General features: G+C 36.6%; 33 protein-coding genes and 1 pseudogene. 31 read left to right on the forward strand and 3 right to left on the reverse strand.

Annotation, left to right across the window (positions count from 1 at the left end; translation table 11 throughout):
- Positions 1-5 precede the first annotated feature (5 nt).
- The 16 genes and pseudogenes from FC32_RS05785 (at position 6) to FC32_RS05855 (ending at position 8,857) form a co-directional block, all read left to right on the forward strand.
- Positions 6-1,754, forward strand: a complete 1,749-nt coding sequence (locus FC32_RS05785) for an FtsK/SpoIIIE domain-containing protein (protein WP_025086547.1) — start codon at positions 6-8, stop codon at positions 1,752-1,754.
- An 18-nt stretch (positions 1,755-1,772) separates the two neighbouring features.
- Positions 1,773-1,895 (forward strand): DUF4176 domain-containing protein, encoded by a 123-nt coding sequence (locus FC32_RS10965; protein ID WP_162150516.1) that lies wholly within the window; start codon positions 1,773-1,775, stop codon positions 1,893-1,895.
- A gap of 15 nt (positions 1,896-1,910) precedes the next feature.
- Positions 1,911-2,150, forward strand: a pseudogene (locus FC32_RS05790) (DUF4176 domain-containing protein); the annotation flags it as partial.
- Between the two features lie 5 nt (positions 2,151-2,155).
- The gene (locus tag FC32_RS05795; protein ID WP_025086548.1) at positions 2,156-2,503 is read left to right on the forward strand and encodes a hypothetical protein; all 348 of its coding nucleotides are present in this window, start codon (positions 2,156-2,158) and stop codon (positions 2,501-2,503) included.
- A gap of 151 nt (positions 2,504-2,654) precedes the next feature.
- Positions 2,655-2,786 (forward strand): hypothetical protein, encoded by a 132-nt coding sequence (locus FC32_RS11115; protein WP_369384538.1) that lies wholly within the window; start codon positions 2,655-2,657, stop codon positions 2,784-2,786.
- Between the two features lie 14 nt (positions 2,787-2,800).
- Positions 2,801-4,138, forward strand: coding sequence for a T7SS effector LXG polymorphic toxin (locus FC32_RS05800; RefSeq protein WP_235722445.1), 1,338 nt, complete (start codon positions 2,801-2,803; stop codon positions 4,136-4,138).
- Between the two features lie 8 nt (positions 4,139-4,146).
- Entirely contained in the window at positions 4,147-4,440 is a 294-nt protein-coding gene (locus FC32_RS05805; protein ID WP_025086550.1) for a hypothetical protein, read from the forward strand.
- A 25-nt stretch (positions 4,441-4,465) separates the two neighbouring features.
- A complete protein-coding gene (locus FC32_RS05810; protein WP_025086551.1) occupies positions 4,466-5,083 on the forward strand; it encodes a hypothetical protein in 618 nt (205 codons plus the stop codon).
- Positions 5,084-5,106: 23 nt separating this feature from the next.
- Positions 5,107-5,718, forward strand: a complete 612-nt coding sequence (locus tag FC32_RS05815; RefSeq protein WP_025086552.1) for a hypothetical protein — start codon at positions 5,107-5,109, stop codon at positions 5,716-5,718.
- Between the two features lie 36 nt (positions 5,719-5,754).
- The gene (locus FC32_RS10970; protein ID WP_025086553.1) at positions 5,755-6,015 is read left to right on the forward strand and encodes a hypothetical protein; all 261 of its coding nucleotides are present in this window, start codon (positions 5,755-5,757) and stop codon (positions 6,013-6,015) included.
- A gap of 340 nt (positions 6,016-6,355) precedes the next feature.
- Positions 6,356-6,613 carry a hypothetical protein gene (locus tag FC32_RS10975; protein WP_025086555.1) on the forward strand — a complete coding sequence of 86 codons (258 nt, stop codon included), beginning with the start codon at positions 6,356-6,358 and terminating at the stop codon, positions 6,611-6,613.
- Positions 6,604-6,954, forward strand: a complete 351-nt coding sequence (locus FC32_RS10980; RefSeq protein ID WP_025086556.1) for a hypothetical protein — start codon at positions 6,604-6,606, stop codon at positions 6,952-6,954. The genes FC32_RS10975 and FC32_RS10980 overlap by 10 nt, the downstream gene beginning before the upstream one ends.
- Positions 6,955-6,981: 27 nt before the next feature.
- Positions 6,982-7,347, forward strand: a complete 366-nt coding sequence (locus FC32_RS05840; RefSeq protein ID WP_035459503.1) for a hypothetical protein — start codon at positions 6,982-6,984, stop codon at positions 7,345-7,347.
- A complete protein-coding gene (locus FC32_RS05845) occupies positions 7,275-8,036 on the forward strand; it encodes a Bax inhibitor-1 family protein (protein ID WP_081780034.1) in 762 nt (253 codons plus the stop codon). The genes FC32_RS05840 and FC32_RS05845 overlap by 73 nt, the downstream gene beginning before the upstream one ends.
- A 132-nt stretch (positions 8,037-8,168) precedes the next feature.
- On the forward strand, positions 8,169-8,669 hold the full coding sequence (locus FC32_RS05850) for a hypothetical protein (protein ID WP_025086559.1): 501 nt from the start codon (positions 8,169-8,171) through the stop codon (positions 8,667-8,669).
- A complete protein-coding gene (locus FC32_RS05855; RefSeq protein WP_025086560.1) occupies positions 8,666-8,857 on the forward strand; it encodes a helix-turn-helix transcriptional regulator in 192 nt (63 codons plus the stop codon). The genes FC32_RS05850 and FC32_RS05855 overlap by 4 nt, the downstream gene beginning before the upstream one ends.
- Before the next feature lie 50 nt (positions 8,858-8,907).
- Here the strand turns inward: FC32_RS05855 and FC32_RS05860 are convergent, their stop codons facing one another.
- Positions 8,908-9,174, reverse strand: coding sequence for an AAA family ATPase (locus FC32_RS05860; protein WP_268870005.1), 267 nt, complete (start codon positions 9,172-9,174; stop codon positions 8,908-8,910).
- A gap of 151 nt (positions 9,175-9,325) precedes the next feature.
- On the opposite strand from FC32_RS05860, the gene FC32_RS05865 reads away from it, so the two are divergent.
- The 4 genes from FC32_RS05865 to FC32_RS05880 all read left to right on the forward strand — a co-directional run bounded on the left by FC32_RS05865 (position 9,326) and on the right by FC32_RS05880 (position 11,429).
- Positions 9,326-9,802: an NUDIX hydrolase gene (locus FC32_RS05865; RefSeq protein WP_025086562.1), complete on the forward strand. Its 477-nt coding sequence runs from the start codon at positions 9,326-9,328 to the stop codon at positions 9,800-9,802.
- Positions 9,799-10,326: a TetR/AcrR family transcriptional regulator gene (locus FC32_RS05870; protein WP_025086563.1), complete on the forward strand. Its 528-nt coding sequence runs from the start codon at positions 9,799-9,801 to the stop codon at positions 10,324-10,326. The genes FC32_RS05865 and FC32_RS05870 overlap by 4 nt, the downstream gene beginning before the upstream one ends.
- Positions 10,327-10,414: 88 nt before the next feature.
- The gene (locus tag FC32_RS05875) at positions 10,415-10,630 is read left to right on the forward strand and encodes a hypothetical protein (RefSeq protein WP_025086564.1); all 216 of its coding nucleotides are present in this window, start codon (positions 10,415-10,417) and stop codon (positions 10,628-10,630) included.
- Positions 10,631-10,706: 76 nt separating this feature from the next.
- Positions 10,707-11,429, forward strand: a complete 723-nt coding sequence (locus FC32_RS05880; protein WP_156399009.1) for a hypothetical protein — start codon at positions 10,707-10,709, stop codon at positions 11,427-11,429.
- Positions 11,430-11,474: 45 nt separating this feature from the next.
- Here FC32_RS05880 and FC32_RS05885 read toward each other — a convergent pair whose 3' ends face one another.
- Positions 11,475-11,852 (reverse strand): winged helix-turn-helix transcriptional regulator, encoded by a 378-nt coding sequence (locus FC32_RS05885; RefSeq protein WP_025086566.1) that lies wholly within the window; start codon positions 11,850-11,852, stop codon positions 11,475-11,477.
- Positions 11,853-11,983: 131 nt separating this feature from the next.
- On the opposite strand from FC32_RS05885, the gene FC32_RS05890 reads away from it, so the two are divergent.
- From FC32_RS05890 to FC32_RS05940, 11 genes are all read left to right on the forward strand, one after another.
- A complete protein-coding gene (locus FC32_RS05890) occupies positions 11,984-13,165 on the forward strand; it encodes an MFS transporter (protein WP_056957319.1) in 1,182 nt (393 codons plus the stop codon).
- Positions 13,166-13,247: 82 nt separating this feature from the next.
- On the forward strand, positions 13,248-14,030 hold the full coding sequence (locus FC32_RS05895; RefSeq protein ID WP_025086567.1) for a protein-ADP-ribose hydrolase: 783 nt from the start codon (positions 13,248-13,250) through the stop codon (positions 14,028-14,030).
- A 205-nt stretch (positions 14,031-14,235) separates the two neighbouring features.
- Complete coding sequence (locus tag FC32_RS05900; RefSeq protein ID WP_155891421.1) at positions 14,236-14,580, forward strand: hypothetical protein; 345 nt, start codon at positions 14,236-14,238, stop codon at positions 14,578-14,580.
- 31 nt (positions 14,581-14,611) lie between these two features.
- A complete protein-coding gene (locus FC32_RS05905; protein ID WP_025086568.1) occupies positions 14,612-15,040 on the forward strand; it encodes an Rrf2 family transcriptional regulator in 429 nt (142 codons plus the stop codon).
- Positions 15,041-15,280: 240 nt separating this feature from the next.
- Positions 15,281-16,060: a nuclear transport factor 2 family protein gene (locus tag FC32_RS05910; RefSeq protein WP_025086569.1), complete on the forward strand. Its 780-nt coding sequence runs from the start codon at positions 15,281-15,283 to the stop codon at positions 16,058-16,060.
- A gap of 28 nt (positions 16,061-16,088) precedes the next feature.
- On the forward strand, positions 16,089-16,871 hold the full coding sequence (locus FC32_RS05915; RefSeq protein ID WP_025086570.1) for a protein-ADP-ribose hydrolase: 783 nt from the start codon (positions 16,089-16,091) through the stop codon (positions 16,869-16,871).
- A complete protein-coding gene (locus tag FC32_RS05920; protein WP_025086571.1) occupies positions 16,831-17,679 on the forward strand; it encodes an SIR2 family NAD-dependent protein deacylase in 849 nt (282 codons plus the stop codon). Before FC32_RS05915 ends, FC32_RS05920 begins: the two co-directional genes overlap by 41 nt.
- Positions 17,680-18,148: 469 nt before the next feature.
- Complete coding sequence (gene brnQ / locus FC32_RS05925) at positions 18,149-19,495, forward strand: branched-chain amino acid transport system II carrier protein (RefSeq protein WP_035459507.1); 1,347 nt, start codon at positions 18,149-18,151, stop codon at positions 19,493-19,495.
- Positions 19,496-19,796: 301 nt separating this feature from the next.
- Positions 19,797-20,993, forward strand: a complete 1,197-nt coding sequence (locus tag FC32_RS05930; RefSeq protein ID WP_056957320.1) for an MFS transporter — start codon at positions 19,797-19,799, stop codon at positions 20,991-20,993.
- Between the two features lie 39 nt (positions 20,994-21,032).
- Entirely contained in the window at positions 21,033-21,215 is a 183-nt protein-coding gene (locus FC32_RS05935) for a hypothetical protein (RefSeq protein ID WP_155891422.1), read from the forward strand.
- A gap of 1 nt (position 21,216) precedes the next feature.
- Complete coding sequence (locus FC32_RS05940; RefSeq protein WP_156399010.1) at positions 21,217-21,606, forward strand: SA1002 family membrane protein; 390 nt, start codon at positions 21,217-21,219, stop codon at positions 21,604-21,606.
- A 12-nt stretch (positions 21,607-21,618) separates the two neighbouring features.
- On the opposite strand, the gene FC32_RS05945 is transcribed toward FC32_RS05940, so the two are convergent.
- Positions 21,619-22,476, reverse strand: a complete 858-nt coding sequence (locus FC32_RS05945) for a LysR family transcriptional regulator (protein ID WP_025086572.1) — start codon at positions 22,474-22,476, stop codon at positions 21,619-21,621.
- Between the last annotated feature and the right edge of the window lie 72 nt (positions 22,477-22,548).

Below are 22,548 nucleotides of genomic sequence, written 5' to 3' on the forward strand. Positions count from 1 at the left end.
TCTGGTTGATCAATCACTTAGGGCAAGCGGAGTTGTTGACGACCGATCTGTCGGCAGCGGAGATCGTTCAAGCTGAATACGAGGAGAACCAGACTGAACTAGAAGTAGTAGTGGATGAGATCGCCCAAACGACAAAAGAAAATGACCTGAATTTACCAACAAAACCATGGTTGCCCGATCTTTTACCACAAATCGTGGCTCCTGAAGTTGCTTGGGAAAACGAATGGCAAAAACCTAGACGCATGGTGGTCCCATTTGGCATGTTAGATATTCCTGAAAAACAAGCCCAAAAAGAATTGTTATTTGATTTAGAAAAATTTACGCCTGCAGTTTTGTTAGGGAGTTCAGGGTATGGTAAGTCGACTGCGTTACAAACTTTGGTGCTTAATTTAGCACGCTATAATTCACCCACACAAGTTCAATTTAATTTACTTGATTTTGGCAATAACGGCTTATTACCGCTTAGAAAATTACCTCATGTTGCCGATCATGTGCGCTTAGATGAAAGAGAAAAATTCTTTAAGATGTTGCAGCGGATCTTAGAAACTCTAGAAAAACGAAAGGCATTGTTCCAAGAACATGGTGTAGTCAATTTGGAACAGTATGAAGCGATGACTAAACAAACGTTGGCAGTTATCGTCAACGTGATCGATGCTTATGACACGATCATTGAAGATGAAAGGGAAACCGTTGATAGCACGATAAATCGCATCTTACGTGAAGGGGCAGCTTTAGGGGTGCTTTTAGTGATGAGTTCCAACCAAATATCAGCCTATCGTTTAGGCATGAGATCAAATATCGCCAAAACGCTTTTACTTTATTTGGTCAATAACGACGATTTGATCGAAGTGCTAGGGAGAAAACGACTACAGATCCCACCACTTCCAGGACGAGGTCAGTTAGAGATCGATGATACAGTAGATGCTTTTCAAACATATCAGCCGATCTCAGGGGATGATTCTTTAAGCATCGTCAAAAATATCGTGTTGCTGACTGAAAAGATGGATGCAGCTTGGACTGGGGAACGCCCCGCACCGATTCCGATGTTGCCTCTTCAATTTGCAACAGACTACTTGGAAAGTTGCTTTGAAGTCAGTGAGTTACTTGAACAAGATGAGCTTCCGTTGGCATTTGATATTCAAACAACAGCGCTCAAAGGATTTGTTCCATCAAAACATCACTTCTTTACCATGATCTATGGGACAGAAGAACAACGGCAAATGTTAGATGACAACTTGATGTTCTCGTTGAGAAAAACTAAAGCTAAGACGATTTTAGTCGATTTTGAAGAGCAAGTTTATGCGGATAGTTATGCTTTCTTTGATGAAGTGTACACCGCAGAACGAACAGACACTGAACGCTTAAAACTTTTGTTAGCTGATTATGTGAAATTAGCCGGTAGTAGAAAAAGTGGGGCGCACGTATTTATGTATATCCCTAATTTGCGCTTATTTTTTGAAAAGAGTGGCCTGACGAGCGACAACTTTATTTTGACATTAAAGCAAGCTTGGCGTGCAGGCTTATACATTATTATTTCAGACAGCATTAATTATCTTGAAAAGGGATTTGATCTAAATGTTCAAGAATTCCGCAAAAATATTACTGCCGGAGTAGTCACAGCTAGGGTGACTGATACCGATACGCTTAAAGCTATGGGCTCATCATTAGAGAAAAATTTACCAGCTAATGAAGCTTATTTCTTTGAAGCGCAAGGAACAAAGCATACCAAGATCCGCTTGGCAGGAGAGGCATAAAGAAAGAAGGTCATAGTAATGGAGAAAGTAGATTTTTTACTATTAGGAACAGTGGTTATTTTAAATGGTTCGATCAAAAAAGTAATGATCGCGCAACGTGCAGTCTATGTTCCAACGGATGAAACAGAAAATGATGCCTAATTTTTTGAATATGGAGCAGTCTTATATCCAGAGGGCTTGATTGACGGACAATTAGTGTATTTTAATAGCGCCGATGTCTATAAAGTTATTGCAGTGGGCTATGCGGATGCAGACGATGAATTGATCGTTGAAGAGATCAATGAAGCGATTGAAAAAGTCGATCCATATGCAAATAAAGTAACACCTGAAAATGGTGCTACCAATCCAGCCGATCCTTTTAGTGGCTTGTCGGCAAACTTTGATGAAGGAGAGTAGATAAAATGACTCCAGAAGAAGCGCTGGTTGAACGCATGGCTAAGGTTGCTGCACATAACGCAGCTGTTCATCAGCATAATGCAGCAATTGAACGAAAAATTGAAAAATTAAAACAAGCAATAAATCGGCTAACGGCAGTCCAAGCCGAGTTAGATGGGCTAAAAATCGACAAGATACAGCATGGTGGTGAAAATGTGTGGCGGGGAAATGTTTACCGTGAACATCAGCAAAAAGTCGGCTATGTCAAAGATGATATCGATGGCTTTTCATCTTTAATGGGGGATGCCTTTGAAGATTACAGCAATACGATCAGTCGTTTGAAATCAGAAAAGAAGAGTTATTGGATCACATAGGGGGCACAATCAAATGGCAAAAATCAGTGTAAATACAGGTGAGGTCACCCGCAACGTGAGCTAAATCAGTAATGCAGGTAATGCGATCACCGGTAAACAAGATGGCTTACGTCAACCAGACAGTAGTATTGATACTCCAACACCAAAAAAGATCCGTGAAAAGCACACGCAAATCAACAACTTGTTACAACGTTATGGCTCGTTGGTAAGAAATGATGCAAAAAGAATCGAAAAAGTAGCACAAAATATGCGTGAACTAGATGAACAAATGGGACGGAGATGAATTAAGTGACAAAGATGAATTATATGGAGCTATATAGCTTCACAGTAGCGACTGATAAAGGTCTAGCAAGTCGAAAAGAGCTGTTAAACAAAGCCCAAAAGAGTATGAATGCTTTTGCACACAGTAAAGGTGGATTAACTGGGAATGCTGCCGATGGAATCGCAAATTACATCAGTGAAGTTCATAGCAATGGTCTGCAGACAATGCTGGAACAACTGATGCAGCGGTTTGGCGATTTAGTGAAACTTTATTTTGCTTCATATACTGGAGTCGATCAAGGTGGCGATGATTTTTACTTAGCTACTGCCGATTATGAAGCAATCAACCGTCAAGTCGATAGCTACCGCACGGATGTGGCAATAAAGATCAAGCAGTTTAACCAGATCACGCGAAGTGTCAGCGATATCGTTGATAGTGGGATATATGTCCAACAAGCTAATGGAGTCAAAACAAAAGTAGATGATTCGTTAGATAGCATAAAGACAGGCATCAAAAAGCAAAAACAAAGCTGGCAAACTTATGAAGCAGAACAAGTTCAGAAATTTGCTGAACTAGATGACATGATAAATGCGATCAGTTGTTTGATTTCACAATATAGCAATCAAACGTTGCCTCAGTTCACAGGTTATCAAAAAGGAGCCTTTGCAGAAAAGATCAGTGGCAAGACACAACAAGTTATCACTACTTTACAAAACAACAGCTATCGTGACCGTGACTTAGTCAAAAACGCAGAACAACAACTAAATGCTGCCAAAACAACTTACAAGCACTATTTAGAGCGCTTGGAAAAAGAACAGAATATGCACGATGGAAAAACGGAACTCATAGTTGATGGAACGTTTATTTTATTAGGCTTTGGTATAACTGCGATAACTGGTGGAATAGCTGTTCCAGCACTACTCCTATTCGGTGCCGTTTTAGATGGTATAACTTTGTATGAAGACTATACGAAGATGAAATCTGGAAAAAAATATGGTGACAACGCTCTGAAATGGCTTTTTATGAAATCAGGAATGAATAGAGAAATGTCAGAAAATACGTATGCACTTTTAAATTTAGCAGGTAGCGTAGCCGGATCACAAGGTGCGTTTAAGACTTTAGCAAAAGAAGGACATTTAGTAAGTAATGGAATAAAGACTAAGCCATTACTGCAAAATAGTAAGCAAGTTATAAAGGATTCTATGAGTGCTAAAAATTTTCTTAACCTATTTAATTTTACTGGTGATAGTAAGGTTATTGGAAATACGGTAAAAGAAGTGGTGAGTGCGTTGAATCTTGATAGACGGGCAATAGAAACTAATATAGACATAGCCAATAAATATCAATTAAGCAAGCAACATTTGCTAGTGTAAAAGATGCAGTGGTTACACCTGTAGCAACGAATATAACAAACTCTTTAGTAGGTAATGATACAAGTAGTGTTAAATATAAAATGACTAATAGGGCCATAGGTAATGCAATTGCTAGACCAATTAAGACCACAATTAACGTTTCGGCAGGAGTAGTGAAAGATAGTTTTACAGGGGGAAAGGTAGCTAAACAAATTAAAAATAGAGTACTGCTTAGAAATCAATTTAGTGATGCAAGTTGGGGAGCAGAAGTAGATAATGTTATTGATTTAGTTAGGGATGTCACGGAACTCTACAAATGGTAAAAAAATAAGAAGGAGAATATGGAGTATGGCAATAGAAACATGGGATAACCTGAATATTGTAATTTGGTTATGTTTTGGTATTTTATTGACGGTATTGACTTATGGAGTTAGAGGTTACAATGGCAAAGTAAGAAAATTAGGAGCTGCAGGGTATACTATGTTTGTTGGTGCTTTATCAATACTAAATGGTGCGACTTTAGGACAGTATATGTATGATGAAAAAGTTAAATATGATGTTTGGGGGAGTTTAGGGACGGCTTTGGGTCTATCAGTACCATTATTAGTAAGTGTGTTGATTTTATTAATATTTTATCGCTATCGAGTAGTAAAACATCCCGAAGAAGTAGTAGTTAAAGGAAAAGATTTAATAGTAAGCAGGTCGTATTTATTAAGTGGACTATCCACTTTTTTGTGGGGAGGATTGTTGTTAGGCGGCGTAGGCATAGCGTATGTTGTAATGGCGCTTGTTGGTGACAGAGAAGGTTTTCTAATTGCAAGCACAGTATTAATACCGATTGCTGTATCTTTTTGGCTGATAGCAAAATACCGTAAATGGATATTTAAATATATTGTTTGGGTGTTACGTCGTAAAGGATTATTGCAGGTTGAAGATGAAAAAAGTAGTAGTGAAAAAGAAATTTAGACTAAATTGGTGGAAGAACAGAAATGGCAATAGAAACATGGAATAGTTCGTATATCGTAATTTGGTTATGTTTAGGTGCTTTAATGATGGTATTAATCTTTGGTGTTAGAGGTTATAACGGTAAGGTAACCAAGCTTGGTGCTACAGGATACAGTGTAATTATAAATAGTTTAGCATTATTAAATGGAGTTGCTTTAGGACAGACAGTGTATGATGAAACAGCAAAATATGATTTTTGGGGAAGCATTGGAACAGTATTAGGATTATCATTGCCGTTGTTAATAAGTGGTTTTATATTAATAATTTTTTATCGCTATAGAGTTATCAAATATCCAGGAGAAATAGTAGTTAAAGGTGCAAATTTAGAAATAAGTAAGAATTATTTATTAGGGGGAATAATATGGTTCATGTTTTCTGATTTGTTATCTGCAGGAATTGGCTCAATGTACATTATTATGGCACTTGTAGGGGATAAAAGAGGAGTTATCTATGGAATTATAGGATTAATGCCACCGATAGTAGCAATTTGGCTAGTAACAAAGTATCGCAAATGGATTTTCAAATATATTGTGTGGGTGTTACGCCGTAAAGGATTACTGCAAGTAGCTGAAACAAATGATAGACAAAATAAGTAGTTTCTTAATATCTCAAATATAGTAGGAAGAGTAAATATGGCAATAGAAACTTGGGGAAAAGACCCATATGGAGCAATTTGGTTAAGCTTGATAATGTTATTTATTACATTGATCTTTGGTGTTCAAGGATATAATGGAAAGGCAAATTTTTGGTGGGCTGCTACTCATACAGCAACAATAATTGTATTGTCTGGCTTCAATGCAGTTATTTTAGGACAGTATATGTATGATGAGACAGAAAAATATGATATTCAGTGGTTTGATACTACTGGTATTTTATCGCTATCGGGTGGTTAGTCATCCTAATGAAGTATCTGTAAAAGGGGGTGATGTGGAAGTAACAGGTTCAGATATGTTAAATGGAATGTTTATAATGTTGTGGTTCGGGCTAATGATGTTTGGCATCGGAATGGGAAATGTAGCTTCTGAAATGATAGGGGATAGAAATGGAATATTTTATGTATTATTGAGTTTTAGTCCAATTATACTAGTATTTTGGATAATGGCTAAGTATCGCAAATGGATTTTCAAATATATTGTGTGAGTATTGCGACGTAAAGGTTTGTTGCAAGTGACAAATGAGGATAACAGTGATTAGAAAAGAATACATTTTAAATTTTGGGGATGAAGAATAGAAATGGCAATAGAAACATGGGGAAAATATCCATATGGAGCAATTTGGTTTAGTTTGATAATGTTATTTATTACGTTAATCTTCGGTGTTCAAGGCTACAATGGAAAAACAAATTTTGGATGGGCAGCGATTTATACAGCAACAATGATAATATTATCCGGGTTGAATGCTGCTGTACTTGGACAATATATGTATGATGGGACAACTAAATATGATGTTTGGGGAAGTTTAGGAACAGCAGTGGGCTATCAGTGCCTCTAATAGTAGGAGGTCTAATATTACTAATATTTTATCGTTTTCGAATAGTAAAGCATCCAGAGGAAATGATAGTAAAGGGAGAAAATGTTGAGCTGGCGGTTTCAAGTTTCCTACGAGTAATGCTTGTGACGCTATGGCTTGGAATAATGTTATTGGGCATCGGAATGGGAAATTTTGTAGTTGAGCTTGTTGGTGATAGAAAAGGTGTAATATATGCGCTCTGCATATTTGCCCCTCCAGTAATGGCACTTTGGGTAATAGTTAAGTACCGCAAATGGATATTTAAATATGTTTTATGGGTATTACGTCGCAAAGGTTTATTACAGATAGTTAACGAAAAATAAGATGCATAGTTTTGGTTGCACTAAGTTATGAGGAAAAATAAATATGCATGGGACAGTCCATACATTGTAATTTGGTTGTGTTTTGGAATCTTGCTAGCCGGTGGTGGTTTAGCTAATGTGGTCATGAATTTGGTTGGTGATAGACGGGGAGTTATCTATGGTTTATTGGCACTTTCGCCATTACTGATCGCGATTTTCTTATTTGTAAAATACCGCAAATGGGCAATGCGTTATTTGCTTAAAGAATTAAAAGAACATGGTGTTTTGATCGAAAAAAACACAAGTGATGAAAACATGACTAATAAAAAGGGAGAAATATCATGGAAAAGAGTAATGAAGCACCAAGACGTGCAAAAGTATTGTGGACAGATGAGGATTATTTGGCAAAGTTAAGATATGGTTATTTGACAGTAACTGTTGCGATTTTAAGTTTTGTCGGACTGTTAGTGATGAATTATCTGTTGCTTGACAACGCATTGTACATAAAAATCTTAGTAACATATGCTAAAGCCTATCGTGGTTTTATTAGGACGATTTTAATTATAATAGCTACTATTATACCGGTAGTGATCTGTCGACGAAATGCAGTGATCAGGCCAGTCAGATCGATCGTTTTTTATTTCATTAGTTTATTTGTTTGGGGACTACCTTTAGGAATGATAATGATTGCATTTCCACAAGTGATTATTCCAGCAGCGTTACAAGTAACAGTGTTGACCTTGATATTTTGTTCGATCGGGATGCTCTTTAAAAAAGATCTTTCATCGTGGGGTTCAATTTTAGGTTTTGGGCTAGTAAGTGTAATTTTAGCCACGTTATTAAGTTCAAATTTTTTACATTTATCTTTTGTAAGCAGTCTGTCGTATTATGCTACGGTCGTAATCTTTTTAGGCTATTTGATCTATGACGCAAATATTGCGATGAATCTTTATCCCGAAGCTAAGAAGGTCGGGGGACTTTGTTTAGTTAGCATTTTACTAGCCAGCTCATTAGATATTTTACAAGATATCATTATTTTGTTTATGGAATCAATTCTTTCCGATAATGATCTAGATGGCGATGATTTCGATAGTTTTTGGTAATTATTTGTGAAAAAAGAGCGCAAATATTGGTGCTCTTTTTTATTTATGCAATTCACAAATTCTTTATGTTAAATATATTTGACATAAAGTGCGATTTAGATTACTATAAAGACATAAAAAGGAGGTGTTGAAATGTTATTAGCAATAGTTCCCGTTATTATCGGAGCAGTGGTGCTGTTAGTAGTCTTATTATCAAAAGATGAAAATAAATACGATGAACGCCAAGAATTGATCTCAAATCGCAGTTATATGTATGCTTTTTACGTAGTCTTTTTTATAAATATAGTGGTCATGATGGCTAGCTTTTTTGAAGAGATCCCTAAAATGCCAACGATAATTCTAGCAACCTTGAGTCTTTGGAGTGGTATAATAGTTCAGTCGGTATATTCGATCTGGAAACATGCATATTTTCCTTTTACAGTAAAGCATGGGGAAGTTTTTGGCATTCATATGTTAATTTTAGCCTTTATGCAAGCATTGATCGTCGTGATCGATCGTTTCAGCCTTTTAGGTGGAGAAGCTAGTTTACCAGTCGAAATTTCTTTAAGCATAGGGGCTATTTCAGCCTGTATTATCAGTATAGCAATATTTTTACGCAATTATTTAGACAAGAGAGCAGAAGCAGAAAAGTGAAGAATTTAAAATTAAAAGCAGCTCGTGCAGGTAAAGACCTTTCACAACAAGCATTAGCTGATAAAGTTGGTGTTTCAAGGCAAACGATCTCGGCAATTGAAAAGGGTGATTACAACCCAACGATCAATTTATGTATCAGTATCTGTAAAGAGCTTGATGTAACTTTAAATGATTTATTTTGGAAATAACAAGAACCTCTTAAGTTGGCTGAAAATGCTAACTTGGGAGGTTCTTTTGACTATTCTTCAAATTTACGTTGATAAATGTATTCAAACAAAGCCCGATAGTGCTTATAAAGTTGCAATTCATTACTGGTGTTTCGGGGGACAAAGTAATGATGCCCGATCAGATCTTGGGGTAAATAGGCTTGCTTGGCGATTTGGTGTGGTTGGCTAAAAGCATCGAGCTTTAAGCCTGCGCCACGTAATTTAGCAGCACCTTTGTAATGCTCATCCCGTAAATAAGTTGGCATCGGATGAGCGGTCGGATTTTTAGCATCTTTAATTTTATAATAATGTCGTTAATCTAGGAATTGGGCTCAATGCAATGACAGTTCTCTTTGGTGCTGCTTTGTACTGGCAAAAAAGCAGAAAATAAGTTTAGGTGGCGTTACATGGTATAATTTTGATAGATCATGAAGGTAAGGAAGTAAAAAGATGAGTGTTCCGGAATATGTTAAACAAATTCGAACTAAGATCGGCCATGATTTATTAATGTTAGCCGGTGCCTGTGTTATTTTAGAAAATGATCGCGGACAAATTCTATTGCAACAGCGTTCTTCGGGAAAGTGGGGGTTGCCAGGTGGACTTTTGGAAATCGGCGAGACTTTAGAAGAGACCGCAATCAGAGAAGTAAAAGAAGAAACTGGTTTAGTAGTAACTGATTTAAAGCAACTCCATACGTTTTCTGGTGATTTTGCGCATTTAAAGTTAGCCAATCAAGATGAATTGTATATGGTAACGACACTATACCAAGTGTTGGCCTACCACGGAAAGATCATCCCAGATCAAGATGAAACGCTACAATTGGGCTTTTTTTCGTATGATGATCTACCAGATAATTTTGAAAGAAATTATTTACGTTATCTTGATTATTATTTAACACAGCAAAAACGAAAGGATACTTTGCTTTGAGTGCTAAAGAAAAATTATGTCAAGCTTTGATTTATTTAATGGATGAAAAAGCTTTTGAAGAACTTTCGATCACTGATATTTGCCGTGAAGCAGGGGTGAATCGCTCGACTTTTTACAGTTACTATAGTAATCAGATGGAATTGTTGGAGGATTCCCATACTTATTTAGTGGAACTATTTCGGGCAAATATTCCTAAAATAGATGCTCATCCATTTTCAAAACAAGTTCTTATTCCATATTTAGAATTTGTCAAAAAGTACCATCGTTTATACTCGGTTTATAATGAACATGCGAAGGAATATAATCATCGGGCTGCGTTTGAGAGTTTAGTGGAAAATATTTTTAAACCTTTATATTTAGAGCATGGAATCAATGATAAGACACAAGTTGAGTATATGACGGCTTTTTATTTAGCTGGAACACGGACAGTGATCCGCAAATGGAGTCGAAATAGTTTTAAAGAAAGTGAGGCAGAGATTGCGGACATTTTACAGAAATGTACCTTTTATCATGTAACCAATTAAACCCAACAACTTTTGGCTTTTTTGTTGTGTGCAAGTGCGGTATGGCATATTATGCTTAAACCAATCAAATTTTATAGGAGGATTTAAGATGTCATTACGTGAAGAAAACGAAAAAATTGCTAAAAAGGTCACAACTGGATACAAGAAAGTAGAAGAAGGAGCAGTCGATAGCTTTAAAAAGGTAGAACAAAAAGCCGTTGAAACATATGATGATATCTCTGATAAATTCATCGATAAGTTTTTCAAACATGAAAATGAAACGGTTGAAGAAGCAAAAGAACGACTAAAAAAATCACACGATTAAAAGAAGAACTGATACAATCAGCATAATAACATTTTGTTACTATGTTTTTTTGTAACAAATAGTTTATGGGGGGGTTTTGCAAAAAAGGAGCCTACTAATTGGTTTAAATCTAATTTTACTGGCGATCCAGTATATTATTTTTATTGATGACTGGAGGCAAGCAACTTTAAAAACAGCTATGATGATTTTGGCTGGGGTGATCGGGGGGATAGATGTTATTTGGCTGGTAAGATATATCAATCACTTATTTAAAACAAACTACTACTTGTTAAAATTAAAAGAATATCAAGAGCTTTTCCGCATGATTTCACTAGTATCTAGTAGTTTGATCAATGCGGGCTATGTGGGCTTTGAATTGTGGTTAGGGATAAAGTCACAAAGCATCTGGTTTATTTTATTAGCCAGCTACTACTTGGCATTATTTCTTAGCCGGTTTTACCTTACCTTTTTGCTGTTCTTTATTGGTTTGATTTTTGTGACCTTGTACAGTAAAAAGATCCAAACCTTAACCGAAGTTGAAACGATCACGATCGCCGCGTTTACCTTTTATAATGTGATCGTGGCACTAAAAAATTTCATTACGAATCGTAAAAGCCAAGCTTATCTTCTAAAGGCTGATACGTATTTATCTTTCAGTGTCTCACTGATTTCGCTATATTCTCTGCAAACGACAATGCTGCTAACTTTTTGGAAATCACAAGCCTTTTATGATCAAATGACGATCTATACTGGCATTGGTATTTTGAGTTTGCTTATTATGACTAATTTTTCTTTGGTACGCAGTAGTTATCGTCTGTAATGTTTGTGGGAAAACAAAAAATCCGCTATTTGGCGGATTTTTAATTTACATTTTTTCAAAACCAGTTAAATTGTGGTCAAGGATTTTAGTTGGTTTTCCTTGCTTGTTTTGTTTAGCAACTTGTTTTTCGCCCCATTTAGACATCAGTAATAAAATCTCACGTAAACTTTTTCCATGTGCAGTCAACGAATATTCTACTTGAGGTGGCGTTTGGGGATAAACTTTGCGACAAATAATGTCGTTTTCGACTAATTCTTTAAGTTGTTTGGTTAAAATTCGCTGGCTTATTCCTGGTAATTGGCGTTTTAATTCACCTGTACGCATTGGTTTAGTCCCCAAATTACATAGAATAGCAGTTTTCCATTTACCAGAAATACTCTTTAAGGTGACATCAACTGCTAAGTGATAAATTTTTTCAGCCATTGGTTAGTAGAATTCCTTTCAGTGCAAAAATGTTACTTAAATGTATGTAGAGTACAAAAATGTGCCTACTTACTTTTAGTTATTGTATCATATATACTCATTTCTGTAATTTTACAGAAGTGAGGTTAAGTATGATGAGATCATCAAAAGTTAAGTTAGCATTGTTCGCTTTAGCGACGACTTTTTTTGCGGTCGGAGTAACAGAATTTATTAGTGTAGGAGTTTTGCCTGCCATAGCACAGGAGTTCCAGATCTCAACCAGTACAGCAGGGTTGATCACAACGATGTATGCCCTAGGAGTAGCACTAGGGGCGCCGGTTCTAACGCTTGTGACGAGTGGCTTTGAACAGAAAAAAGTCATTTTAGGAGCATTACTAGCGTTTGTCTTGGGTCATGTCTTGATCAGTTTTGCACCTATTTTTTCATTAGTATTGGCCGGGCGCTTTATTGCTGGGGCAGCTCATGGCTTATTGTTTGCTTTGAGTGCGCTTATTGCTGCTAGTCTTGTAGGAAAAGCGAAACAAGCTTGGGCGATTGCGCTGATTTTTTCGGGCTTTACGGTAGCAACAGCTTTTGGAGCACCTTTAGGGACGCTACTCAGTGATTTTATGAGTTGGCGTATTTCCTTTTTTATCATTGCAATCTTAGGGACAGTCGCTTTGTTCTTAAATGCTGTGGTTTTACCATCAAATAGCAATAACTCTAAGATAAAAATAACAGAGCAATTAAGTATTTTTACCAAACCCCATATTTTATTAGTATTGTTAGTAACGATTCTAGGTTATGGTGGTACATTTGCGACTTTTACTTATTTGTCACCTATTTTAGCGCAAACGACCCATGTACCAACGCAATATATCAGTCTCGTTTTAGTTATTTATGGCATTGCGATCGCTATTGGTAATAGTTTAGGGGGAAAATTAGGGGATGTAGCGCCGTTGAAGGTCCTACTAACAATTTTTAGCTTACAAGCCTTGGCACTCTTTAGTTTTTATTTCACTGCTAAAAGCTTGTGGTTAGCGTTACTAAACATTGTTATTTTAGGTTTATTAGCCTTCATGAGTGTGCCGATCTTACAATCATATATCCTGATTTTGGCACAAACATATGCTCCAAAAGCAACTGCGATCGCATCAGCCCTAAATATTTCAGCTTTTAGCTTGGGGATCGTTTTAGGATCTTATGTGGGTGGATTAGTGATCACTTATGTTGGCTTGCTCCAAACAGCGCTAGCCGCAAGTGGATTAGTAATAATTGCCATTCTTTTAATGTCAGTCGTATTTCAACAAGAAAAAAAGCGTACCCAAAGATGATTATGATACAATAGCCTTACTTTAATAAGTCCGATAATATTGGTTAAACATAGGGCTAAAAAATAATTAGGGGAATGGGATCATGGAGCAAGCAACACGAAGAAGGTATCTGATTCAAAGTTTATTAAATGAGAATCCGCGGACTGCTAAATTTGCGATACCAGAATCAAAACAAGCACAAGAAAAAATGTTACGAGCTTTAGTTAATACTCGGTTGGCGCGTCCGATAACACCTGAATTTGAAAAAATCCAAGATGAGTATTTGACCGAGTTATTAGCGCAAAAAAAGGTCACCAAACTAACAGAGTTAACGCCAATTGCTAAGCAAATATACTTATGGCAAGGTGATATTACCACTTTAGCAGTAGAGGCGATCGTGAACGCTGCTAATCAAATGATGTTAGGTTGTTATCGGCCTAATTGTAATTGTATCGATAATGCGATCCACACTTTTGCTGGGATCCAACTTAGAAATGAGTGTTATGCGGTCATGAAAAATGTTGGTCGTTTCGTTAAGGTTGGACAGGTGCTACCGACTAAAGCCTACAACTTACCTAGTAACTATGTTTTACACGTGGCGGGGCCGTATGTAAAAAATGGTGAGCTGACGCCTGAACACGAGCAACTTTTAAAGGCAGCCTATCAAAATTGTTTGAAATTAGCTGCCGATAATGATTTGAAGAGTTTGGCCTTTTGTTGTATTTCAACCGGAGAATTTCATTTCCCTAATGAACGTGCGGCTCAGATTGCAGTTGAAACTGTCACAGATTTTTTGGCACAAACAGATAGTGAGCTTCAAATTGTCTTCAATGTGTTTAAAGATGAAGATCAACAGATTTACCATGACTTATTAACAGCCCAATAATTATGAAAGTAATGGGAGATTTTTTAGTTCACTAGATTGACTAATTTAAAAATATAAGTTACACTCGATGTAACAGTTAAAGTTACAATTCAGAGGTGAATTAAATGTTAGCCAAGGATTATTTACAATTTTTGAAAGATAAGATCCATTCAACTGTATTAGCTACGGTCGATGAAATGGTGATCCGGAAACACGGATCGTTGATATGATGTTACTTGAAGGGACGACACTTTATTTCATGACTTCGAGTCGCAAGCGACTTTATCGGAGTTTAATGAAGCATCCTAAAGTTTCGATCACAGGTGTTACTACAGGTGAAAATTCTTTACAAAAACAATCAGTGACGCTTAATAGTTCAGCCATCTGTATTGGACAAGAAAAACTGGCTGAGATTTTACAAGAAAATCCATATATGAACGAAATCGTAAAATCCCAGTATCCTAGTGAAAATGAACAAAAGACACTTCAAGTATTTAAATTAGAACATGGCAGTGGACAAGTCTTTGACCTTTCGACGACCCCTGCAAGTTCTCGTTCATTTTCCTGGTGATATCAATTCACATAGATAGAAGGGAAAGAGTATGCAACTATCGAGTCGTTTTTCAATCAGTTTACACATGTTAGTCGCAATGGAAGTTTTTAAAGATGAAAAAGTAACTAGTAGTTGCTTAGCTAATAGTATCGGAGTAAACCCGGTAGTTATTCGGCGAATTTTATCGCAACTAAAAGAAGCTGGAATCGTTGAAGTTAAACGTGGTAGTGGTGGTGCTAAGATCGTTAAGCCTTTGACAGAAGTCAATTTGTTAGATGTTTATCGTGCAGTCGAGGTTAGTCCTAACGCATTGTTGTTTAACTTCCATGATAATCCTAATCCAGATTGCCCAGTAGGTAAAAATATTCACAGTATTTTAGATCACCGCTTAGTTGAAGCACAAAATGCTTTGGAAAGCCAGCTAAAAGATCAAACTTTAGCTGATGTGATGACCGAAGCATATGAAAAAATCAATTAAAAATAGATCATAATAAGATCCCCTAAGTTAGAAAAATAGACTTAGGGGATCTTATTTTATAAAAAAATTTCAGAAATAAATCCCTATATATAGGCGTTTATAGAGCTTTTTACCAAAAAAATTAAAAAAAGTTAGTTGTAACTATTTGAATTACAACAGATCTGTTATATACTAAATTTATCGGATGTAACGACTATAGTTACATCCAAACGAATTTGAAGTAATAAGGAGAATTTAATCATGTCAACAAATATTCAAAACGCAAAAAATCTTGTATCAACTCTTGCATCTGGTGATGCTGCATTAGCTACTTCATTACTTGAAGAAAACTACATCCAACATAATCAAGCTCAAGAAACTGGTCGCGACGCTTTTGTAGCTTTGGTAAACAAACTTGCACAAGCGCCTGAAAAAACAACAGTTAAGACGATTCGAGCTTTTGAAGATGGTGACAAGGTATTTCTTCACAATGTTTATAACTTAGCTGGTGAAGGTGAAAAAGTAGCCTTTGACATCTTCTGCTTTAATGAAAACGGCTTGATCGCAGAACACTGGGATAACATTCAAGAAATGACACCACCAAACCCAAGTGGTCGGACATTGGTCGATGGTGTGGCAACAGTAGTGGAAGATGCCGATACTGAAACTTCTCGTGAAATCGCCACAAATTTTATCTATGATGTATTACATGGTCAAGCATCAGATAAGATGAACAGTTACTTTGACGGTGTGACTGAAGAAAAGTATCTCCAACATAACCCTGGTGTGGCTGATGGTCTTTTAGGTCTCTTAGATGCCTTAGCTGAAATGGAAAAACAAGGTATGAGCATGGTTTATTACAAGACTTATCAAATTTTAGCTCAAAATGACTTTGTACTTTCAGTTAGTGAAGGTGAATTTGCTGGGCAACATGTTGCCTTTTATGATCTTTTCCGGATCGAAAATGGTTTTATCGCAGAACACTGGGATGTGATCGAACCGATTTCTGCCGAAAAAGCTAACGATAATGGTAAATTTTAATCAATAAAATAAGAAACTGGTGATATAAATGACACAAGAAGAGCGGAGATTATATTTGATCAAGGCTCTGTTAGCCGAAGATGCTCGACTTAGCGGAGTCACGATCCCAACTGATGAAGAAGGGCAAAAAACATTATTACGTGCATTGATGAATATTCGTGAACCAAAAGAAATTTCAGATGATTTTTTGATGGTTCAAGATGCGTATTTAAAAGCCGAATTAGCAGGTAAAAAAGTAACTAAATTATCCGATTTGACTCCGATAAAAGGTGAGCAGATCTATCTTTGGCAAGGTGACATTACAACACTAGAAGTAGACGCGATCGTTAATGCTGCAAACAGTCAAATGCTAGGCTGTTTTGCACCTAACCATAAATGTATCGATAATGCGATCCATACTTTTGCCGGGATGCAACTGCGCAGTGAATGCTTTGACTTGATGCAAGCCCAAGGACATCTTGAATCAACGGGGCAAGCAAAGATCACGGCGGCTTACAATCTTCCTAGTAAATACGTCATCCACACGGTCGGGCCGATCGTTAGTGGTGAATTGACCGAAGAACATAAAGCGCTCCTAGCTTCATCATATCTTTCATGTTTGGAATTAGCAGAGAAAAAGAATTTAGCTAGCATCGCCTTTTGTTGTATCTCAACGGGAGAGTTCCATTTTCCAAATGAAGAAGCGGCTAAGATCGCAATTAGTACAGTTGAAGAATTTTTAGCAAAAAGTCAAAGTAAAATGAAGGTGGTATTCAATATTTTCAAAGAAAATGACAAAAAAATCTACCAAGAACTCCTTAGCCGAGGTTAAGGAATTTATCGAAGATGCAGATGTAATTTTGATTGGGATCGGTGCAGGTATGTCGGCAGCAGCTGGGTTGCAGTATTTTGGTCCACGATTTGAAAAACATTTCGCTGATTTTAAGGATAAGTACGGCATTACAGATATGTATAGCGGTGGCTTTTATCCTTTTCAAACTAAAGAAGAATACTGGGCTTGGTGGAGCAGACATGTTTATATCAATCGTTACAAACCAAAAGCCTTAAAGCCATACCTAGATCTCTTGAAATTAGTTAAAGATAAAAATTATTTTGTGCTAACAACAAATGTTGATCATCAAACGCAAAAAGCTGGCTTTGATAAAGAAAGATTGTTCTATACTCAAGGTGACTATGGTTTGTTCCAATGTTCAGTTCCGTGTCATAATGAAACTTATGATAATGAAGCGATCATTAAAAAGATGGTGGAACAACAAAAGGACATGAAGATCCCCACAGAGTTAATTCCTAAGTGTCCTAAATGTGGGGCTGATATGACCATGAACTTACGGATCGATAATCGTTTCGTTGAAGATGAAGGCTGGCATAAAGCACAAGCTCGCTACGAAAAATTCTTGGCTGAAAACGAGCAAAAGAAGATCGTTTATCTCGAACTTGGGGTAGGGATGAATACTCCTGGGATCATTAAGTACCCATTCTTGCAGATGACAAGCCAAAATCCTCAGGCAGAATTTATTACCTTTAATGCCCAACGTTTCGAATACCCAGTGCAATTAGAACCACAAATCATCCAAATTGTTGGTGATATTGCTGAAAATTTAAGTGAATTAGTTAATTAACTTGAGCTTATTTTCCCTAGTTTGACTAGTAAAATGTCGAACTAGGGATTTTTTATTAAAAAAATATAATAAAAATATTGACATTGAATTAGAATCAAGTTAAGATAATAAACAAGTTAATCAATGTAGTGAAACACGTTGAAGAGAAGAGTAACTTTGATGGATTACCTTTTAAGCGAGTCTCAGTTAGTGTAAGGAGATAAGGGTCTGTCTCAGTGAAAGTAAGCTCTGAGTGGTCAATGCGACGCCAATTAGCGAAGTTTTGAATGGGTGCGCCCTTTATAGCGTCAACGTCTTGCATTTGCAGTACGGGGTAAGGTGAAAATAGTGATATTTTCATGAATAAAGGTGGTAACGCGCTAATTGGCGTCCTTTCAGTTTTACTGAAAGGGCGCTTTTTTATTACAGTTGATGTTGAATCTTAGCTAAGATCTCTAAAATTTAGTGATAAATGTGAGGAGATTTATTTATGAAAGATAGACAATTAAAATTAAGTGATTATTTGATCATTGCATCATTGATTTTTGGGATGTTTTTTGGTGCGGGAAATTTGATTTTTCCTGTGCACTTAGGCCAATTAGCTGGTGGCAACTGGATCACGGCTGCACTAGGCTTTTTGCTCTCAGGGGTTTGTATCCCTTTACTAGCAATTTTAGCGATCAGTGCCACTAAAAGTGGTGGGATCTATGATTTAGCTAAGCCGATCAGTCCGCGATATGCGTTGATTTTTTTGATCTTGGTCCACGCAACTTTAGGACCACTTTTTGCGACCCCACGGACAGCGACTGTTTCATATGCGTTAGGGATCGAGCCCTATATTCCCAAAGAATTTAATAGTTTGGCTTTAGCAATTTATTCGGCGCTTTTCTTTTTGATCGTGTATACATTTTCCGTGCGACAAAGTAAAATTTTAAGCTCGATCGGTAAGTTGTTAAACCCACTTTTTCTAGGGCTTTTATTGATTATTTTCTTACTGGGGATCTTTTCACCAATGGGAAATTCAATGGCAGGAAAACCAACGACAGATTACATCACGGCTGCATTTGCTAACGGCTTTTTAGAAGGTTATAACACAATGGATGCTTTGGCTGCCTTAGCTTTTGGGATCACGATCATTACGGCGATCAAAATGATGGGCGTTAAAGATGCCAAGCAGATCTCATTAGCCACCGCAAAAGCAGGTACTTTTGGGATTTTAGGAATCGCACTTGTTTACGTAGCCTTGATCTTCTTAGGGGCAACTTCTTTGAATCAATTTAAATTAGCTGATAACGGCGGTGTTACGTTAACTCAGATTTCGCGCTATTATTTAGGTAATTTAGGAAATGTGTTATTGGCCCTTTTAGCTACAGTAGGATGTTTAACGACTGCAATGGGTTTGGTGATCGCTTTTGCTCAAGATTTTCACCAAAGATTTCCCCGGTTTTCTTACAAACAATTTTTGATTTTTAATTGCTTTTTGTCCTTTTTAGTAGCGAATTTAGGGTTAGATCTCATTATTACTTGGTCGATCCCAGTGCTAATGTTTCTTTATCCACTTTCGATCTCTTTGATCATTTTAGGACTAACATCATCAATGTTTGATAATGACAAGCTAGTTTATCGAATTACGACCATATTCACTTTGGTACCTGCAATCTTTGATATGCTAAAAGCTTTACCGCCAGTCTTAAGTGAAACGACTTTGGTTCAAATTTTACTAGACTTTGCGCAAAAGTGGTTACCGCTCTTTAGCATTGGTTTTGCTTGGTTGCCATTTAGTATCCTAGGATTTATTTTAGGACTAGGCTACCATAAGCTCAGTCGCCGGACCTAAATTGAAAATTAATAACTGAAAAAAGTCGGGCAACTGGCTTTTTTATTTTGTATAAAAGCGCTTTTACTAGACTAATTTATACTTAAAAAGATAAAATAAAGATGTACAAATTATTATAGCGCTTTCAACTTCTTTGTTTGAAAAATCCATTATTAGTAGGGTTTTTAGGGGGGTAATTTTGAATTATTATTAGTTCTGGGTTTTGCAGATATAATTATTAAGTTTTAAGAAGTGCTAGTTAAAAAGGGGGATAGTATGCTTGTGTTTTTGTTGGCAGGACAAGAAATGGTAGGGGATTTTTATGAAAGAGGTTAGTCATAGAACTGGGATCTTAATGTTTTTCACCCTATTTGCTGCTTATGTGACCTTTGCCGCAAGTTGGGTTGGAGGGTCTAATCTTGGACCAGAGATCATCCAGACATATTTTGGGGGCGAAGTTTCCCCGGTTTTAAGTCAAGTTGTTAATTATACGATCACGATCGCACGCGTAGTGGCCAACTTTTTAGCCGCACTCTTTTTAATGAAATTAGGGATCAAGCGTGCTGGTCAGTTAGCCCTGTGTTTGTTAGCTTTTTCTTTGGTTGCAGTTTGGATGCCTAATTATTGGTTATATATTGCTGCTCGAATGATCATGGCTTTAGGTGGTTCAATGATCATGGTTTACATGAATCCGTTAGTTGTACGTTTTGTGGCTAGAGAACAAAAGATTTTTTATTCATCATTTATTACTGCTTCATATAATATCGGTGCCTTTATCATGGCGATCGCCTTTGTTTTCTTTGCGCAAGCCTTACGTTATAATTGGCGGCTTACCTTGAGCTGTGTGGCTGCTTTTAGTATTTTATTTTTTGTGATCTGGCTTTTTAAGGCACAAAATTTTGAAACTAGCTCAAGTAATGATGTTGCTAATGATTACAGTTATGGTAAAGCGATCAAAGATCCCTTTGTTTGGAAATTTGCGCTGGGATTTGGAGCCTTTTTATTTTTATACGTTATGACCTTAACGAGTTTGCCACCAACATTAGCGGAAGCGTATCCTGCTTTTCGTCCTGGGGCGATGATTTGTGCAGTTTCGGGTGGTGGCATTGTGGGAACGTTATTAATGTTAAAGATCAAAATTGAACGTAAACGACGTCCGATTCTTTTGGCGTTAGGTAGTGCAGTGATCGTAACGGTTGCTTTAGCCCTGTGTTTCATAAAAAGCGCGCCAAGTATAGCGTATATTTTATTATTTATCAGTGGGATCTTGTTATTTACACAATATCCGATCTACTTGAACATTCCACATGAATTGCCAAATATGAATCCACAAAAATCGACCTTATTATTCGGGGTGATCTGGGCTTTGACTTATGGTTTTTATACCATTTTAAATGTCATTTGGAGTATGGTCCTTGGTGTAGGGGGCTTGCTATCGGCAAATATTTTCTATATCATTGTGTCAATGATATATTTGGTGGCAATTATATTGTTGCCAGAAACTTATCACAAGAAGTGATCGAATACTTGATTAGAGATCATGGCAGGCGTTCTTGTCATGATCTTTTTTATAGGGATTTTATTAAATAGAAAAGGGGATTTTATGGCAGTTTTTATTTTAGTAGCATTGATCATATTATCTGGTTTTTTAGCAGGTTTAGGTAAGAAAAAATCTTTAAAAATTATCCAAGCTTTCCTTTTAGTTAGCATTGAAACCCTGTTGGGGGGGCATTTTATTTGAATTGCTGGTACTAATATTTTTTATGACCCCACTTGCACAAGTGTTAAATGAGGGGATCGGAGTTTTATTTTTGGGAATCTTAATTATTGCCATCATAAATGGGATCATTTTGTACTGGCTAAATCATTTTTTGGATGCTAAATTTAAGATCTCAACTCAAGTTCAAATTTTATGTGAGTATATGATCCAATGGGGCTTGATCTATGTGACTGTTTATCAAGTAGTGTTTGATAATTTTTTAGGTGCTTTGAAAAAAGAAAAAGTAACAGCTAGTGATATCAGTGCACTAAATTTAACGGATCCTGCTGATTTGATAATCTTTTTGTTACCTGCGTTGATCTCAGTTTGGATTGCTTTAGTCTTAGCCCGCCTAAAAAAAGACACCTTATAAATGTATTTAATGTTAGATAATAGGATGTGAGTTTAGGTGGGTCAATATGGGGGCTAACGTATCTTGATATTGCTTTTTAAAAATTAAATAGTATGTCACAATACTATCTTTTTCTTCAAGCGGTAAAAGGACCTTATTGTCAGGTGATGTAAGTAATTTTTGCATCACGTTAGAAGTGAAATGTGGAAAGTTACCTGTATCAGCAACTTTGGTGAAAACTTCAAAATTATCCATGATTAAAAAATTTGCGCTTGGAAGCCGAAAGCGACAAACGTTCATCCAAAAGCCAATATTTTTGAATAAAAGGATATTTTCGGTGGCGATGTCTTGAAAAGTTATGTTTTTCTTAGTAGCCAGTAAGTGAGTGGGATCAACGCTTAGATATAATTGCTCTTGAAATAAGCGAATGGTGGCTAGCTTAGGATTTTTGGGTGTAGTAGTTGAAATAATAAACTCGACCTTATCTTCTAGTAAGCTACTAAAAAGAAGGTCGTTGTCATCAATGAGTTGTGTTTTGACCTTTTTAGTGGATAACTGTTGTAAAATTGAATCTAGTAAAAAAACAGGTGTTGGTGAGATGCTTGCGTAATGTAATTCATGTTGGCTTACTTCAGCTAAACGGATTTGTTGGATCATATTTCTTTCAAAGTCAAGTAACTCATGCGCGTACTTGACTAATAACTGACCGTTTTCATTTAAAATGATCCGATTCTTAGTTCGCGTAAAGAGAGGAACTCCAATGAGATCTTCTAATCTCTTCATGGACAAACTAAGTGAAGGTTGAGACATATGAATAAATTGAGCTGCTTTTGAGAGAGTTCCAAACTTTTCGAAAGCCAATAATTGTTCTAGTAAATAAGATTCAATCATATTAATATAGTTCCTTTCATAATTATCAGTGCTGATCATTTTACGTTAACCAAATTATATTGTGCTTGGTAG

The organism is Ligilactobacillus apodemi DSM 16634 = JCM 16172, from assembly GCF_001434405.1.
Taxonomy (GTDB): Bacteria; Bacillota; Bacilli; order Lactobacillales; family Lactobacillaceae; genus Ligilactobacillus; species Ligilactobacillus apodemi.

Bases quoted from the DNA above. Each gene is read 5' to 3' on its own strand.
- FC32_RS10965 (WP_162150516.1), top strand. From the start codon at position 1,773: ATGGAGAAAGTAGATTTTTTACTATTAGGAACAGTGGTTATTTTAAAT.
- FC32_RS05795 (WP_025086548.1), top strand. From the start codon at position 2,156: ATGACTCCAGAAGAAGCGCTGGTTGAACGCATGGCTAAGGTTGCTGCA.
- FC32_RS05800 (WP_235722445.1), top strand. From the start codon at position 2,801: ATGAATTATATGGAGCTATATAGCTTCACAGTAGCGACTGATAAAGGT.
- FC32_RS05810 (WP_025086551.1), top strand. From the start codon at position 4,466: ATGGCAATAGAAACATGGGATAACCTGAATATTGTAATTTGGTTATGT.
- FC32_RS05815 (WP_025086552.1), top strand. From the start codon at position 5,107: ATGGCAATAGAAACATGGAATAGTTCGTATATCGTAATTTGGTTATGT.
- FC32_RS10970 (WP_025086553.1), top strand. From the start codon at position 5,755: ATGGCAATAGAAACTTGGGGAAAAGACCCATATGGAGCAATTTGGTTA.
- FC32_RS10975 (WP_025086555.1), top strand. From the start codon at position 6,356: ATGGCAATAGAAACATGGGGAAAATATCCATATGGAGCAATTTGGTTT.
- FC32_RS05840 (WP_035459503.1), top strand. From the start codon at position 6,982: ATGAGGAAAAATAAATATGCATGGGACAGTCCATACATTGTAATTTGG.
- FC32_RS05845 (WP_081780034.1), top strand. From the start codon at position 7,275: ATGGAAAAGAGTAATGAAGCACCAAGACGTGCAAAAGTATTGTGGACA.
- FC32_RS05850 (WP_025086559.1), top strand. From the start codon at position 8,169: ATGTTATTAGCAATAGTTCCCGTTATTATCGGAGCAGTGGTGCTGTTA.
- FC32_RS05865 (WP_025086562.1), top strand. From the start codon at position 9,326: ATGAGTGTTCCGGAATATGTTAAACAAATTCGAACTAAGATCGGCCAT.
- FC32_RS05875 (WP_025086564.1), top strand. From the start codon at position 10,415: ATGTCATTACGTGAAGAAAACGAAAAAATTGCTAAAAAGGTCACAACT.
- FC32_RS05885 (WP_025086566.1), bottom strand. From the start codon at position 11,852: ATGGCTGAAAAAATTTATCACTTAGCAGTTGATGTCACCTTAAAGAGT.
- FC32_RS05890 (WP_056957319.1), top strand. From the start codon at position 11,984: ATGATGAGATCATCAAAAGTTAAGTTAGCATTGTTCGCTTTAGCGACG.
- FC32_RS05895 (WP_025086567.1), top strand. From the start codon at position 13,248: ATGGAGCAAGCAACACGAAGAAGGTATCTGATTCAAAGTTTATTAAAT.
- FC32_RS05900 (WP_155891421.1), top strand. From the start codon at position 14,236: ATGATGTTACTTGAAGGGACGACACTTTATTTCATGACTTCGAGTCGC.
- FC32_RS05905 (WP_025086568.1), top strand. From the start codon at position 14,612: ATGCAACTATCGAGTCGTTTTTCAATCAGTTTACACATGTTAGTCGCA.
- FC32_RS05910 (WP_025086569.1), top strand. From the start codon at position 15,281: ATGTCAACAAATATTCAAAACGCAAAAAATCTTGTATCAACTCTTGCA.
- FC32_RS05915 (WP_025086570.1), top strand. From the start codon at position 16,089: ATGACACAAGAAGAGCGGAGATTATATTTGATCAAGGCTCTGTTAGCC.
- FC32_RS05920 (WP_025086571.1), top strand. From the start codon at position 16,831: ATGACAAAAAAATCTACCAAGAACTCCTTAGCCGAGGTTAAGGAATTT.
- brnQ (WP_035459507.1), top strand. From the start codon at position 18,149: ATGAAAGATAGACAATTAAAATTAAGTGATTATTTGATCATTGCATCA.
- FC32_RS05930 (WP_056957320.1), top strand. From the start codon at position 19,797: ATGAAAGAGGTTAGTCATAGAACTGGGATCTTAATGTTTTTCACCCTA.
- FC32_RS05935 (WP_155891422.1), top strand. From the start codon at position 21,033: ATGATCTTTTTTATAGGGATTTTATTAAATAGAAAAGGGGATTTTATG.
- FC32_RS05945 (WP_025086572.1), bottom strand. From the start codon at position 22,476: ATGATTGAATCTTATTTACTAGAACAATTATTGGCTTTCGAAAAGTTT.